Origin of the sequence: Povalibacter sp., assembly GCF_036520495.1 — a bacterium.
Classification (GTDB): Bacteria; Pseudomonadota; Gammaproteobacteria; order Steroidobacterales; family Steroidobacteraceae; genus Steroidobacter.
The window spans coordinates 12,541-26,904 of the sequence record NZ_DATDJO010000060.1; the positions used below are offsets into that span (position 1 = coordinate 12,541).

13 protein-coding genes and 1 tRNA gene are annotated in these 14,364 nt (G+C 60.8%); 5 read left to right on the top strand and 9 right to left on the bottom strand.

From position 1 onward, the window contains the following. Positions 1-10 precede the first annotated feature (10 nt). The 5 genes from ispH to murJ all read right to left on the bottom strand — a co-directional run bounded on the left by ispH (position 11) and on the right by murJ (position 6,993). Positions 11-961, bottom strand: coding sequence for a 4-hydroxy-3-methylbut-2-enyl diphosphate reductase (gene ispH, locus VIZ63_RS20205; RefSeq protein ID WP_331611570.1), 951 nt, complete (start codon positions 959-961; stop codon positions 11-13). Continuing rightward, positions 961-1,518 carry a signal peptidase II gene (gene lspA, locus VIZ63_RS20210; protein ID WP_331611571.1) on the bottom strand — a complete coding sequence of 186 codons (558 nt, stop codon included), beginning with the start codon at positions 1,516-1,518 and terminating at the stop codon, positions 961-963. Before lspA ends, ispH begins: the two co-directional genes overlap by 1 nt. 13 nt (positions 1,519-1,531) lie before the next feature. Beyond that, positions 1,532-4,351, bottom strand: coding sequence for an isoleucine--tRNA ligase (ileS, locus tag VIZ63_RS20215; RefSeq protein WP_331611572.1), 2,820 nt, complete (start codon positions 4,349-4,351; stop codon positions 1,532-1,534). A 32-nt stretch (positions 4,352-4,383) separates the two neighbouring features. Then, positions 4,384-5,319, bottom strand: a complete 936-nt coding sequence (gene ribF / locus VIZ63_RS20220) for a bifunctional riboflavin kinase/FAD synthetase (protein WP_331611573.1) — start codon at positions 5,317-5,319, stop codon at positions 4,384-4,386. 99 nt (positions 5,320-5,418) lie between these two features. After that, complete coding sequence (murJ, locus tag VIZ63_RS20225; protein ID WP_331611574.1) at positions 5,419-6,993, bottom strand: murein biosynthesis integral membrane protein MurJ; 1,575 nt, start codon at positions 6,991-6,993, stop codon at positions 5,419-5,421. Between the two features lie 276 nt (positions 6,994-7,269). Between murJ and rpsT the strand changes: the two genes are divergently transcribed. Continuing rightward, positions 7,270-7,539, top strand: coding sequence for a 30S ribosomal protein S20 (rpsT, locus tag VIZ63_RS20230; protein ID WP_331611576.1), 270 nt, complete (start codon positions 7,270-7,272; stop codon positions 7,537-7,539). An 82-nt stretch (positions 7,540-7,621) separates the two neighbouring features. Here the strand turns inward: rpsT and cgtA are convergent, their stop codons facing one another. The 3 genes from cgtA to rplU all read right to left on the bottom strand — a co-directional run bounded on the left by cgtA (position 7,622) and on the right by rplU (position 9,467). Then, on the bottom strand, positions 7,622-8,662 hold the full coding sequence (gene cgtA, locus VIZ63_RS20235; protein ID WP_331611578.1) for an Obg family GTPase CgtA: 1,041 nt from the start codon (positions 8,660-8,662) through the stop codon (positions 7,622-7,624). A gap of 204 nt (positions 8,663-8,866) precedes the next feature. Then, a complete protein-coding gene (gene rpmA, locus VIZ63_RS20240) occupies positions 8,867-9,124 on the bottom strand; it encodes a 50S ribosomal protein L27 (RefSeq protein WP_331611579.1) in 258 nt (85 codons plus the stop codon). Positions 9,125-9,155: 31 nt separating this feature from the next. Then, entirely contained in the window at positions 9,156-9,467 is a 312-nt protein-coding gene (gene rplU, locus VIZ63_RS20245) for a 50S ribosomal protein L21 (RefSeq protein WP_331611580.1), read from the bottom strand. Between the two features lie 254 nt (positions 9,468-9,721). Between rplU and ispB the strand changes: the two genes are divergently transcribed. The 4 genes from ispB to VIZ63_RS20265 all read left to right on the top strand — a co-directional run bounded on the left by ispB (position 9,722) and on the right by VIZ63_RS20265 (position 13,048). Then, positions 9,722-10,690, top strand: coding sequence for an octaprenyl diphosphate synthase (gene ispB, locus VIZ63_RS20250; protein WP_331611648.1), 969 nt, complete (start codon positions 9,722-9,724; stop codon positions 10,688-10,690). 40 nt (positions 10,691-10,730) lie between these two features. Then, positions 10,731-10,807: transfer RNA gene (locus VIZ63_RS20255), tRNA-Pro, on the top strand. A 155-nt stretch (positions 10,808-10,962) separates the two neighbouring features. Next, positions 10,963-12,660 carry a site-specific integrase gene (locus tag VIZ63_RS20260; RefSeq protein WP_331611582.1) on the top strand — a complete coding sequence of 566 codons (1,698 nt, stop codon included), beginning with the start codon at positions 10,963-10,965 and terminating at the stop codon, positions 12,658-12,660. 58 nt (positions 12,661-12,718) lie between these two features. Beyond that, positions 12,719-13,048: a hypothetical protein gene (locus VIZ63_RS20265; protein ID WP_331611583.1), complete on the top strand. Its 330-nt coding sequence runs from the start codon at positions 12,719-12,721 to the stop codon at positions 13,046-13,048. A gap of 149 nt (positions 13,049-13,197) precedes the next feature. Here the strand turns inward: VIZ63_RS20265 and VIZ63_RS20270 are convergent, their stop codons facing one another. Then, positions 13,198-14,187 carry an oxidoreductase gene (locus VIZ63_RS20270; RefSeq protein WP_331611586.1) on the bottom strand — a complete coding sequence of 330 codons (990 nt, stop codon included), beginning with the start codon at positions 14,185-14,187 and terminating at the stop codon, positions 13,198-13,200. Between the last annotated feature and the right edge of the window lie 177 nt (positions 14,188-14,364).

Genomic DNA, 14,364 nt, shown 5'->3' on the forward strand with positions numbered 1-14,364 from the left:
CCGCGCGGCGTCAGGACATCGACCGTACGAGGCGCAGTTCCCGCGGCAGGCTGAAGACGATGTTTTCCTGCTGGCCGACCAGGTTCACCGGCGCTTCCCCACCCCACTCGCGAATCCGCGCCACGACGCGTTCGACCAGAATCTCCGGCGCTGAGGCACCGGCCGTGACCCCGATGCACTTCCTGCCCTCGAACCATTCGCGCCTCAGGTCTTCAGGTCCGTCGATGAGATACCCCGGAATGCCGGCCTTTTCGGCGATCTCGCGCAATCGATTGGAATTGGAGCTCGTTGGCGAGCCGACCACCAGGATCAGGTCACAGCGTTCAACCAGTTGTTTCACCGCGTCCTGGCGGTTCTGTGTGGCGTAGCAGATATCTTCCTTGCGTGGATTCGCCAGCGCCGGGAAGCGGCGCCGCAGTGTGTCGACCACCAGCTGCGTGTCATCGACTGACAGCGTCGTCTGTGTGACGAAGGCGAGCTGCTCGGGATTGCGCACATCCAGGTGCTCGACATCATCCGGCGTCTCGACCAGCAGGATGCGACCGCCAAACGACGTATCGAACTGTCCCATCGTGCCCTCGACCTCGGGGTGCCCCTCGTGCCCGATCAGGATCACGTCGCGTCCCTCGCGGGCATAACGGGTCACTTCCATATGCACCTTCGTCACCAACGGGCAGGTGGCATCGAACACCTTCAAACCGCGACCGCGGGCCTCGTCCTGAACTGCGCGCGAAACGCCATGCGCGCTGAAAATCACGGTGGCGTCGGCGGGCACTTCGTTGAGTTCCTCGACGAAGATCGCGCCCATGTTGCGCAACCGGTCGACCACGTAACGGTTGTGGACCACTTCATGGCGCACATAGATCGGCGCGCCAAACAACTCGATGGCGCGCTCGACGATGTCGATGGCCCGATCGACGCCGGCACAGAAGCCGCGGGGATTGGCGAGGAGGATCTGCACTACTTTTTCTCCGCCTGTGCGGCTGCATTCACCGCTTTGTCCTTCTCTCGTCCGCTCTCGAAAAATGCGTCGATCAGCAGGCAGACAGCGCCGATGGAAATCGCCGTGTCCGCAATGTTGAAGGCCGGGAAATCCCACGTTCCCCAGTGAAAATAAATGAAGTCGACGACGTAGCCGTGCCACACACGGTCGATCACGTTGCCCAGCGCGCCACCGAGCACCAGCGACAGGCCGACCGCGAGAACGGTCTGCTCAGGAGTGCGCAGCTTGCGTAGCCAGAGCATCAGCACCACGCTGACGACCAGCGCCAGCATGATGAAGAACCAGCGCTGCCAGCCGCCGGCATCGTGCAGGATGCTGAATGCGGCGCCGCGATTCTCGAGATAGACGATCTCGAGAATCGGCAGCAGCGCAAAGCTCGCCTTGCCCTTGACCGATCCCACGACCAGCGCCTTGGTCACCTGATCCATCAGCACCACGAAGGCCGACAGCCACAACCAGTTGCTGGCCCCGCGGGTGGGGTGAAACCAGACTTTCGATATCGATCCGTTGCTCATGCGGGTCCGTCTATCAGGAGAAGCGGCGTGATTCGCCGGGGCCGTCGAGATTCGTCACACAACGTCCGCAGAGTTCCGGATGTTGCGCGCTGACGCCGACATCGGGGCGCTTGTGCCAGCAACGCACGCACTTGGTGGACGTCGTTGGCCGCACGAGGATCCATGCATTGTTGCGATCACCCTCCTGTGCCGGCGCCGCATCGGCCGGCCGCTCCTGCGCAGGATGCACGCGCGCAGCGGACGTGATGAACACGAACCGGAGTTCCTCACCGAACTCGCTCAGCGTGTTCAGCAACGCCGGTGCACAGTAGAGATCGACCTCCGCATCGAGCGGAGCGCCGATGGCGCCGCTGTTGCGCACCTTCTCGATCTCTCGCGCCACAGCACTACGCGCCTCGAGTACCGCATCCCAATCGACATTCGGGCGCACCGCCGCGCCCTGCGGCAGCTGCGCCCAGGTCTCGAAGAACACGGATTGGCCGCGCGGACCCGATCCCGTGGACGCTGGAAGATGACGCCAGATTTCCTCGCTCGTGAACGAAAGAATCGGCGCGAGCCAGCGCACCATGGCTTCGGCGATCCAGAACATCGCCGTCTGCGCCGAACGCCGCGCCGCACTCCTGGCTGGCGTGGTGTAGAGGCGATCCTTGAGCACGTCCAGATAGAAGCCGCCGAGATCGACGCTGCAGAAGTTGTGAACCTTCTGGTAGATCAGGTGGAACTGATAGTCGCGATAGGCGGCGATGACTTCGTCCTGCAACTGCTGCGTGCGCCACAGCGCCCAGCGGTCGATCGCGACCAGTTCGTCCAGCGGCAGCTGATCGGTCGCCGGATCGAAGCCCGTGAGATTGCCGAGCAGGAAGCGCGCCGTATTGCGCATGCGGCGATATGACTCGCCGACGCGCTTCAGGATTTCGTCCGACAGGCTCATTTCATTGGCGTAGTCGGTCGCGGCAATCCACAGTCGCAGCACATCGGCGCCGAGGGCGCCGATCACCTTCTGCGGCACGATCACGTTGCCGAGCGACTTGGACATCTTGCGTCCCTTCTCATCGATCGTGAATCCGTGCGTGAGCACCGCACGATACGGCGCACGATCGTGCAAGGCGGCCGACGTCAGCAGCGAACTATGAAACCAGCCGCGATGCTGGTCGGAGCCTTCGAGATACAGGTCGGCGGGTGCGGTGATTTCCGGGCGCGCCGCTGTCACGCAGTGATGCATCACACCGGAATCGAACCAGACATCCATGATGTCGATGACTTTCTCGTAGTGCGCCGCCTCGTCGCCGAGCAACTGGACGGGATCGAGATCGGCCCAGGCATCGATGCCGTCCTTGTCGACGAGCTTGGCCACTTCATCGACCAGCTCCGGGGAGCGCGGATGCATTTCGCCGGTCGTCTTGTGCGTAAACAACGGGATCGGTACGCCCCAGACGCGCTGCCGCGAAATACACCAGTCCGGCCGATCCGCGATCATGTTGCCGATGCGGCTTTCGCCCCAGGCCGGCATCCATTTCACCTTGCCGATCTCGCGCAGCGCTGACTTGCGCAAACCTGCCTGCTCCATGCTGATGAACCATTGCGCCGTCGCACGGAAGATCACCGGCGTCTTGTGGCGCCAGCAATGCGGATAGCTGTGGCGGAGCGATTCATCGTGCAACAACGCGCCGTGCTCCTTGAGCACTTCAATGACGTGCTTGTTGGCATCGAAGACTTTCTCGCCTTCGAAGAACTGCGTGCCCGCGACAAATCGTCCGTTGCTGCCGACGGGATTGTCGATCCTGAGCTTGTACTTCATGCCCACCGCATAGTCTTCCTGACCATGTCCCGGCGCCGTGTGAACCGCACCCGTACCGGCATCGAGCGTGACGTGATCGCCCAGGATCACGGGCACCGTCCGCTCATAGAACGGATGAGCGAGCTGCAACCCCTCGAGTTCCGCACCGACCACTTCGGCCAGCTGCTTCGATTCCGCGATATTCGCGCGCTTGAGCACGCTGGCCACCAACTCACTTGCAAGGATCAGCAATTCCGATCCGGTGTCGATCAGCGAATACTTGATCTGCGGCCCGAGCGCGACGGCCTGGTTGGCTGGCAGCGTCCACGGCGTGGTCGTCCAGATCACGACGCTGGCGGCAGACGCATCCTCGAGGCCGAAACGACTTGCCAGATCGGCGGGGTCCTTGACGCGGAAACGCACATCGATCGCAGGCGAGGTCTTGTCTTCGTACTCGACCTCGGCTTCCGCGAGCGCCGACCGGCAATCCAGACACCAGTGCACAGGCTTGAGGCCCTTGTAGACGTGGCCGTTGCGCACGATCTGCGCGAACGCACGCAGCTGCTCCGCTTCGTAGCGCGGCTGCATGGTCATGTACGGACGATCCCAGTCGCCCATTACACCCAGACGCTTGAAATCCTCACGCTGGATGTTGACCTGCTCCATCGCGTACTCGCGACAGGCCTGACGGAAAGCGCGCGGCTCCAGCGATTTCACTTCCTTGCCACGGGTTTTCTCGATCTGGTGCTCGATCGGCAGGCCATGGCAATCCCAGCCCGGAACGTAAGGCGCGTCGAAGCCATCGATCGTGCGCGATTTGACGACGATGTCCTTCAGCACCTTGTTGATCGAATGACCCAGGTGAATCGCACCGTTCGCATACGGCGGACCGTCCGCCAGGATGAACGTCGGGCGGCCGCGGGCGACCTCGCGTAACTTCGCGTAAATCGCATTCTCTTCCCACCACCTGAGCATGTCGGGCTCGCGACGGGCGAGATCGGCTTTCATGGGAAAGTCGGTCTGCGGAAGATTGATCGTGTCTTTGTACTCAGCCATATCGTTTCGTTGCCGCGACTCGCGGCATATCGCTACCTCTGTTGCTCGGACAATCGCTGACGCGCCAGCGTCGCATCGCGATGCATCTGCTCGACCAGCGCGTCCATGCTGGGAAACCACAACTCATCGCGCAGCCGGTCGATGAAGTCGACATGCAGATACTGTCGATACAGGTCGCCGCTGAAATCGAACACATGCGCCTCCAGCAGCAATTCCTTGCCGTTCACCACGGGGCGCGTACCCAGACTCGCCACACCCGGCGCATCCTTCAATCCGGCACCGGACACCCGCACGGCAAACACGCCCGCCAGCGGTGTCGCTCGTCTATGCAATCTGAGGTTCGCCGTGGGAAACCCAAGCTTGCGGCCGAGCTTCTGACCATCGACGACCTTGCCAGTGATCCGATACGGCCGACCCAGGAGCTTCCGGGCACTCAGCATGTCGCCCACATCGAGCGTCTGCCGGATCAGGGAACTGCTCACTCGCTCGCCATCGATTTCGAAGGGCGGCACCTCCGTCACCTCGAACCCGTAGCGCGGCCCGGCTTCGCGCAGCGTCGCGACGCTGCCGTCGTTGTCGCGCGCGAAACGAAAGTCGTGTCCGACCACCATGTGTCGCACACCGAGCCCCTGCACCAATACCTGTTCGATGAATTCCTCGCGGCGCATCGCGCGGATTCTTTCATTGAAACGCAGGCAGACGAACCGGTCCAGCCCATAGCTGGCGAACGCCTCGAAACGTTCGCGAAACCGCGTCAACCGTGCCGGTGGCGTGCCACGGGCAAAATACTCGCGTGGGGTCGGCTCGAACGACAGGACCACGGCCGGCAGACCATGGTCGGCGCCCTTCTCGCGCAGGACCCGGATCATCTCCTGATGCCCGCGGTGTACGCCATCGAATGCACCGACGGTCAGTACGCAACCGCGATGTCGTGGACGCAGATTGTGCAGGCCCCGGATCAATTCCATCGTGGCCTCTGAACCCCCGGATCGTCATTGAGAGGGGGCGGATTATAGGGGCCCGCGCTCCCTTGCCTCATGCCGATTTGCCCGGACTGCGAGCCCGATTCAGTGCCTGGCGTGCAACCGAAACTGACCCGGCCGCACACCCATGACGGCCAATGCCACAAAGTAGACGGCGGCGCCGCCCACGACGATCGCGGTCAGCCAGCCGATTCGCTCCATGGTCGAGGCCGCGATCCAGACTGCCACATCGCCGCCGAACCACCACAGAAAGGCAGCCATCAAGGCACTGGCCAGCACGACCCGCAGCAGAAATCGGCGACGGCCGGCCTGCGGCTCGAGGACTCCGGAACGCGTCAGTCCACGGTACAGGAGCGCGGCGTTGAAAATCGCACCGATGCCGTTACTCAGCGCCAGCAAGGCGTGCATGCCGGGATCGGCGATACGACCGGTCAGCCAGAGCGCGACGACGACGATCAGGTTCAGCACCATCGTCAGCCCCAGGGCGCGCATGGCGACCTTCACGGGCCCCTTCGTGTCCTGACGCGCGTAATACCCCGGCGCGAGCACCTTGATAAGGCTCCACCCCAGCAATGCGAAGGAGAACGCCATCAGCGCGAGCTGGGTCATTTCCACGTCGAAGGCCGTGAACTCGCGACGCTGATAGATCGCCACGGTCAGCGGGCCCGCCAGGACGAACAACGCGACCGAGGCAGGAATCACGATCAGGCACACCAGCCGGATCGCCCAGTCGAGAGTGGCAGCAAAGTCCTTCGAGGACTGAGTCGCGTGATGCTTCGACAGGGCGGGCAGGATCACGGTGGCCAGGGCAATGCTGAAAACCCCCAGCGGAAACTCCACGAGCCGGTCCGCGAAATACAGCCAGGTCATGCTGCCATCCGCCAGCAAGGAGGCGATGCCCGTGCTGATCATGACGCTCAGCTGGCCCATCGACGACCCGACGATGGCCGGCCCCATGAGCCTCGCAATGCGACGTACCGCCTCGTGCTGCAGATTCCAGCGCGGCAACCGCAGCAGGTTCATACGCACCAGCGGCGGTATGAGCAGCAGCACCTGCGCCACGCCGCCGACGAATACGCCGATCGCCAACGCCATCGCCGGCTGCTCGAAATACGGCGAGAGCCAGGCAGCAAACACGATCATGACGACATTCAGCAGCACCGAACTGAACGCCGGCAGCGCGAACTTCTGATAGCTGTTGAGCACCCCGCCGGCCAGAGCCGTCAGCGACACGAACAACAGGTAAGGAAACGTCCAGCGCAGCATCTCGACGGCCAGATCGAACTGCCCGGCATCCTTCGTGTGAAACCCCGGAGCAAAGATGAGCACGATCAGCGGCGCAACCAGCACGCCGACGATCGACACCGCCAGCAGGAACAGCCCCATCGTTCCGCTGACGGCGTCCACCAGTCCGCGCACTTCATCCGTCGAACGCTGGGCACGATACTCGGCGACCACCGGCACGAACGCCTGGGAGAACGCGCCTTCGGCGAACAACCGGCGCAGCAGGTTCGGAATCTGATTGGCGAGGACGAACGCCTCGAGCGCGACAGCCGGGATCATCGAGGCAAAGACGACGTCGCGCATCAGACCGGTGATGCGGGAAAGAAGTGTCGTGAACCCTACAACGGCGGTAGTGCGAAAAAAGGCGCGACTCATGCGGCGAGATGCCCGATCGATTCGAGTTCTGAATTCATGGGGCGGCAATGGTACAGGGAAGGCTTACAGCCTCACCGAAGGACTTGCGCGGCGGGCAGCCCGGATTCCGGACCGACAAGATGACCTGTGGCGGGCAAATCAGGGCGTGACATCGGGCAAATGCTGCTCATCCACGACCTCATTTGGCTTCCGGGCGCGATAACCGACTTTTCCCCTTGCCTTGCCGGTTGCCGATCGGCAGAATTCGCGCCTCGTTTTTCCCAGAGTCCCTCGTCCGTGGCCAATATCAAGTCAGCTGAAAAGCGCGCCGAACAGACCATCAAGCGCCGTGCCCGTAATATGGCCGCCCGCTCGAAGCTGCGCACCGCGATCAAGGGTGTTGTGGCTGCTGTGGAGTCGGGCGACCAGACCGTCGCCGCCGCCAAATTGAAGGATGCCGCGCCGATCATCGATTCGATGGTCAACAAGGGCGTGATCCACCGCAACAAGGCTGCTCGGCATAAGAGCCAGCTGAATACCCGCATCAAGGAAATGACTGCCGGCTGACCACAGTCGTCTCTGGATACGAAAAAGCCGGGCAATGCCCGGCTTTTTTATTGGCGAAACTTTCGCTAACCCCTTGAATCTCCTAAGTGGACTCCGCCGCTTTCGCATCGGCAGCCATCTCTTCTATGTGCGTCATCACCGCCTGGCACAGAGCATCAGTGCCCTGCCGGGAGAGACCTGAAATCCGGAAGACTCGCCCCTTCCACCGCAGTCGCCGCACGATGTCCTTGCAGACCTTGTCTGCCTCATCCGGCTGCATCAGGTCCACTTTGTTCAGTACCAGCCAACGCTCCTTCTTGGCGAGATCCGCGCTGAACTTCTTCAACTCTGCTGCAATCGCGCGAACATCCTTCACGGGATCCGCTGCGGGATCCGGAGGCGCAATATCGACCAGATGCAGCAGCACGCGCGTGCGCTGCAGATGCCTCAGGAACTGGATACCCAGACCGGCGCCGTCTGCCGCCCCCTCGATCAGGCCGGGAATGTCCGCCATCACGAAGCTTCTGAGGTCCCCGACCCGCACAACGCCGAGATTGGGGTACAGCGTAGTAAACGGATAGTCGGCAACTTTCGGCTTCGCGGCAGAAACGGCGCGGATCAGCGTGGATTTGCCCGCATTCGGCAACCCGAGCAGGCCGACATCCGCCATGACCTTGAGCTCGAGCCGCAACTCGCGCTTCTCACCCTCGAGGCCAGGCATGGCTTTCCGCGGAGTGCGGTTCGTGCTGGTCTTGAAGCGGGCATTACCCCAGCCTCCCTTGCCACCCTTGGCAACCAGAAGCCGCTGACCTGCCGCCGTGACGTCACCCAACTGCTCCTCGGTATCGACATCGATGATCACAGTGCCGATCGGCACCGGCACCACCAGATCCTCACCACCCGCCCCCGTGCAGTCCGCACTGCCGCCCGGCTCGCCATTGGGACCGCGGAATGCCCGCCTGAAACGGAAATCGGCGAGCGTGTTGATGCCCTCGACACCCTCGACATAGACATCGGCGCCTTTGCCGCCGTCGCCGCCATCCGGCCCGCCGAACGGGATGAATTTTTCGCGACGAAAGCCCATGGCGCCGCGACCGCCGTGGCCGGCACTGACTTTGATGATTGCTTCGTCGACGAAACGCATGGCTGGTGACTACTGACTGACTGACTTGAGTGAAGGCTAACTGGTCAACCGGCTAACTGGCTAACTGGCAAGCAGCGGCTGTTGACGAGGACCGGCGTCCGCCAGCCTGACGCTGCGGGGCCTGCTATAGAAAGGTTTTCGATTCGACCAACAAAAAGCCCCGGACGTGCCGGGGCTTCTCGTAATACTGCAGCGAGCGCCCCTTTACTCGGGAACCACGCTCACGAAGGTGCGCTGCTCGATGCCCTTCTTGCGGAAGTGGACGCGGCCCTCGGCCTTCGCGAACAGCGTGTAGTCCGTGCCCGTACCGACGTTGTCGCCCGCATGGTAAACCGTGCCGCGCTGGCGCACGATGATGTTACCGGCGATCACGCGCTCGCCGCCGAACTTCTTGAGACCAAGTCGCTTCGACTCGGAATCGCGACCGTTCCTGGTACTACCGCCTGCCTTTTTATGTGCCATGACTGAACTCTCTCAATGAATCGACGCCGTTTCAGGCAACGATGCTGGTGATCTTCACTTCGGTGTAGGACTGACGATGTGTGCCCTGACGCAGGTAATGCTTGCGGCGGCGGAATTTCACGATCGTCTTCTTGTCGCTGCGGCCGTGGCTCTGCACCGTGGCAACGACCTTGCCACCGTTCAGATACGGCGTGCCGACCTGCACCGTGTCGCCTTCGCCCACGAGCAGCACCTGGTCGAACTCAACGTTCGCACCGGCTTCGGCTTCCAGCTTTTCAATCCGCACCACCGACCCTTCGGCGACACGATACTGCTTACCACCTGTGGCAATTACGGCGTACATGATTACTAAAGACTCCGGACAACCGGGGAAAACCCGGCGGGGAAAAGGTCGCGAAGTGTACGGACTGAATGCCCCACAGGCAAGCCTTTGAACCGCACTGTATTTACGCCGCTGGACGACTGAGCGAAACCCTGAACATCCGACGCCGACATCCACGTGGACGGTCAGGGCCGCTCGCTTCACCCTTAAGCCATTTGCCCGCAGTCCCTTCGCTTCGGCTACCATGCGCGCTCTTTAAATTTCCCTTCGATTACATGAGCTTCGAGTCCGTTAAACAACTGGTCACCGACGACCTGCAAGCAGTCGATCGCGTCATCCGCAACCGCCTCGCCAGCGACGTCGTACTGGTGAATCAGGTCGCGGAATACATCGTCGGCAGCGGCGGCAAACGCCTGCGCCCCCTGGTCGTTCTGGTCGCCGCCCGCGCTTGTGGGTCAAAAGATCAACGACATACCGAAGCTGCGGCCATCGTCGAGTTCATTCACACGGCAACCCTGCTCCACGACGATGTCGTCGACAACTCCAGCCTGCGCCGCGGCCACGACACAGCCAATGCCGTCTGGGGCAACGAAGCCAGCGTCCTGGTCGGCGATTATGTGTACTCCCGATCCTTCGAAATGATGGTGGCCCTGGGCAGCATGCGAATCATGGATGTCATGGCTCGCGCCACCAACCGGATTGCCGAAGGCGAAGTCCTCCAACTCATGAATGCCCATGACCCGGAAACCACCGAAGAACGGTATTTCGAGGTCATCTACCGCAAAACCGCGCAACTTTTCGAAGCCGGTGCGCAGATTGCCGCGATCCTGACCGACAGCTCTCCCGCGGTGGAAGACGCAATGACGCGCTACGGCAAACATCTCGGCACCGCCTTCCAGCTGGTCGACGACGCCCTCGACTACCGGGCCGACCGCGACGCACTGGGCAAGAACCTCGGCGACGACCTGGCCGAAGGCAAACCCACGCTCCCACTTATATATGCGTTGAAAAACGGCACCGATGCCGAGCGCGCCATGATCCGCAACAGCATCGAAAAGGGTCTCGTCGAGAACCTGCCCCAGATCACTGCCGCAATTGAATCGACTGGGGGCCTTGCGTACACTGCGCGCCTCGCGCGGCAGGAAGCCTCTCTCGCTATCGAGGCGCTCGCCGTACTGCCGGACTCGGCATACAAGCAAGCCCTGCGCGAACTGGCAGATTTCTCCGTCGATCGCACTTACTGATTCCCGACCGCATCGACCCATCCGCCATCTTCTTCAGCTTCGGGGTGTAGCTCAGCCTGGTAGAGCGCTACGTTCGGGACGTATAGGTCGCAGGTTCAAATCCTGTCACCCCGACCAAAATAAATAGATAATCAATAGGTTACGTACACCGTCATCGGTGAAATGCACCGCTTTTTGCGAGCGTGTTCCACGGGTGTAGCCAAACCTCGTCGGATCGAGCGAACGTTTAAAAGCCCTTTCTACACGTGGCTCCACAATGCTTGGAGTTACGAATGGCTTCTGTCGACAATCGCTCGCGCTACATTGTGAGCGTCAAAAACAACGAAACGCTCACGAAAGAATTTGGATTTCGCCGCTTTAAGGAAGCAGAGGGCTATCTCGCAGCGCTAAGGGCGAACGGTTACTCGTCCGCCAAGATCGCGCGCGCTGACGACTGCTTCCTGGTGCGATTCCGCGAGCTGCGCCTCCGAAAGTTCAGCCGGCACGTCGAATCACGTGAAAAGGCACGAGAGTTGATTGAGCTTGTTGAAGCGCAGTCGAACGATGAAACGCCTCTCGACTATCTCGTGGGCGCTGTCTCGTTTGCCAAACTGGCTGACCGGTACATCGAAGAGATCTGCAAAATCCACAAGGGCGGGACGGTGGAGACTTACACCCTCTCGAGCATGCTTCGGGATGCTGGGTACGTATCCAAGTTCGAGGCTCGCATTCGGACGGTACGCGAGAAAAAGAAGCAGGCGTCTGAAGAGGCAAAGCGCCTGGCCGCGGCCCGGCCGAAGAACAAAAACATGGCGCGAGTGAAGAAGAAGGCGGACGCCACTGAGACAAAGAAAAAGGAGAAGAAAGAACCGCGCAAGCGCGGTCACGTGAACTGGATGATCAGGCCGATCAGAGAAGTAACCAACAAGCACATCCAGAGATTCGTTAGCGCAAATACAGGAGAACTGATCTCCGATGAAACGGACACACTGAATGAGAAGGCGACCGTTGTCAGTCTTGCCACTGTAGATCGAGAGCTCGATCTCATCTCACAGGTCATTCGCTGGGCTATCGACAAAGAGGGCCTTGCAATCAAGAACCCAATGCAAGGAGTGACTCGCCCCAAGTACAACAACGAACGCGATGTGCGCCTGCTGGATGGAGAAGAAGAACAGCTCCTCGATGCCGCACGTGAGGAAGACAGAATTCAATCGCGGAATCGCGCAATTCAAAAGTTGCTCGAGCCAGTACGGGCGAAAGCAGCCGCGCTCGATGGGAGCGAATCAACGCGGAAGCGCTACATCGCAGCCGAACGCCGCACCATTGAAACCAACCTGACGACCTTCGAGATCGTTCCCCTCTATGAAACCCTGATCGTCTTCCTGCTGGCAACGGCGGCGCGGCGGGGTGAGGCTCTCGCACTGCTATGGGCCAACACCAACCTTCTCGAACGTACTGCGTTCTTCCCCGAGACCAAAAATGGCACCGCGCGGACTGCCCCTCTGCGGGCACATCTCATTGACCTGCTCAGCAAGCTGTCAAGTACCCGTGACGCGGCTGAGCCGCGCGTATTTCCAGTATCAGGTGACTCGTGGGATGGTGCATGGGACCGAATCCGCGCGCGAGCGGGTCTGGATGAAGATTTTCGGCGGCATGACCTGCGTCATGAGGCCATCAGCCAAATCGCCGAGGCCGGCTACGCGAGCGGAATGCCCTTCGACCTCGTCACATTGGCGGCTATCACCGGGCACCGGGACGTTCGATCACTGCAACGCTATCTAAATCCACACAAGGGAAAATTGGCGACTCACATGGATCGCGTATTCGAAGCTGCTCGTAAAGGTGAACAAATTCACAAGGGGCGCATTCGCCTTACGCGTGAGCAGGAACGACAGCTGATGCAACCAGAGATCGCCACTTCGAAGCATCGACCGCCCATTGAAGAAGCGCCGACGGCTCCCTCAACGTTGAGCTGTCTCATCGCGATCTAGGGAAAATGTATAAACAGCAGCGCTACACGCTTTCATCAACTCAATGGAGAAAGCGTGTATGTCGACTCAACCATTCACCCCTATCACCCGGGAACAAGCTGCCCAGATCCTCTCTGTCAGTATTGCAACGATCGACAATTGGATTGTGAAAGGCATCCTGCCGAAACCGAAGGGAATTGGTGAGCGGCTGGTGTACTGGCATCCGGATACGTTTTATTCAAGACTGCATGCGCTGTTGCAGCCGGAAGTCGCTCAAGGGAGCGAAAAAGCGGCTTTGTCTCCTCCGCAGCAGAGTATGGAGACGAAACGTCCAACTCGAAAAAATGACGCTGTGGATCGTTCCGAACGGGGCGATGCGGCGCGATTGGCTCGGCTGAACCAGAAGTAGGTGTTGCTGGAGCACCAAGCCAAAGCGCTCGCAATTGGCCGCTTCCATAAAAATGCCGGTGCGCACACAAAAGACAGTCGCGCGATCGGGCAACGAACGTACAGATACCGCACGGGATTTGATAGTTGGCTCGCACCCGGCCAGCGATCTCATTCGAGCCGCACGCCGGTGAGCTGCTCGCTCAACTTCCACAGCTTCTGCGCCGCCGCGGGGTCGACCGCCCAAGGTTTGACGCCTGCCTCATTGGCATCATCTGCCTCTGAGACCACGGCGATGTCGACATCCTCGCAATACACACCACCATAGCCGCGCAGTTGAGGGCTCGTCGCGCACCACACTGCGGTCGCGGCGCCCTGTTCGGCAGTCTTGAACATTCCACCCTCTGCTGCAGATTGTCCCTGCGGCACGAATCCTCGAGGTGTATCTCGAGCCAAACCATAGCCGGCGAAATCCTCATCGGTGAGATGTCGTGAGAGCTCAGTGAGGATCGTGCCGGGATGAACTGCGAATGCACGGATACCCCGAGACTCTCCGCGCCGGTCAGCTTCAACAGCGAACAAGACGTTAGCGGTCTTCGACTGTCCATAGGCCTTCCAACGATCGTACGGACGTGCGTTGAAGTTGGGATCCTCAAAGTCGAAAGACGAGAAACGATGCCCTCTCGAGGACATCGCAACGATCCTGGCATGGCCCGCAGCGGCGAGCATAGGCCAAAGCCGTATGGCCAGCTGAAAGTGCCCGAGATGATTGGTCGAGAGCTGACTTTCATTCCCGCGCGCATCTCGGGTCAAAGGATTGGCCATGATACCGGCGCAATTGATCAGCGCGTTGAGCGTCGAATGCTGCCGCGAAAATCTATCGGCGAATGCATCGACTGAATCCGGGTTCATTAAATCGAGCTCTTCGGTCTGTACACCCGGCACTGTTGAAAGCGAATGCCGAGCTCTGGTCGCGTCCCGCGCAGGTACGACTATGGAGACGCCGGCGCGTGCGAGCGCTCGAACCATCTCCAAGCCTAATCCACTGTACCCACCGGTCACGATCATGGTCTGACCGCGCAGATCGATATCGCGAACAACCTCAGCCGCCGTTGAAGCGGCCGAGAACCCGGAATGTATTGGCTGCTGCTTGCTTGTCATTGCGCGTGCTCTCTGGACTGGATCGCAGGATCTTGGCTGCCGATGTGAATCGCACCGGCGCGAAGCTTGACGCGACAATGCTCTCTTCGGCGCGCTGGCTCTTGAACGGCTCGGCGGTGACTTGCGCAAGCGTGCGACGACGCAACAGGTACGGCCCTCGACAGACGACTCCGGATC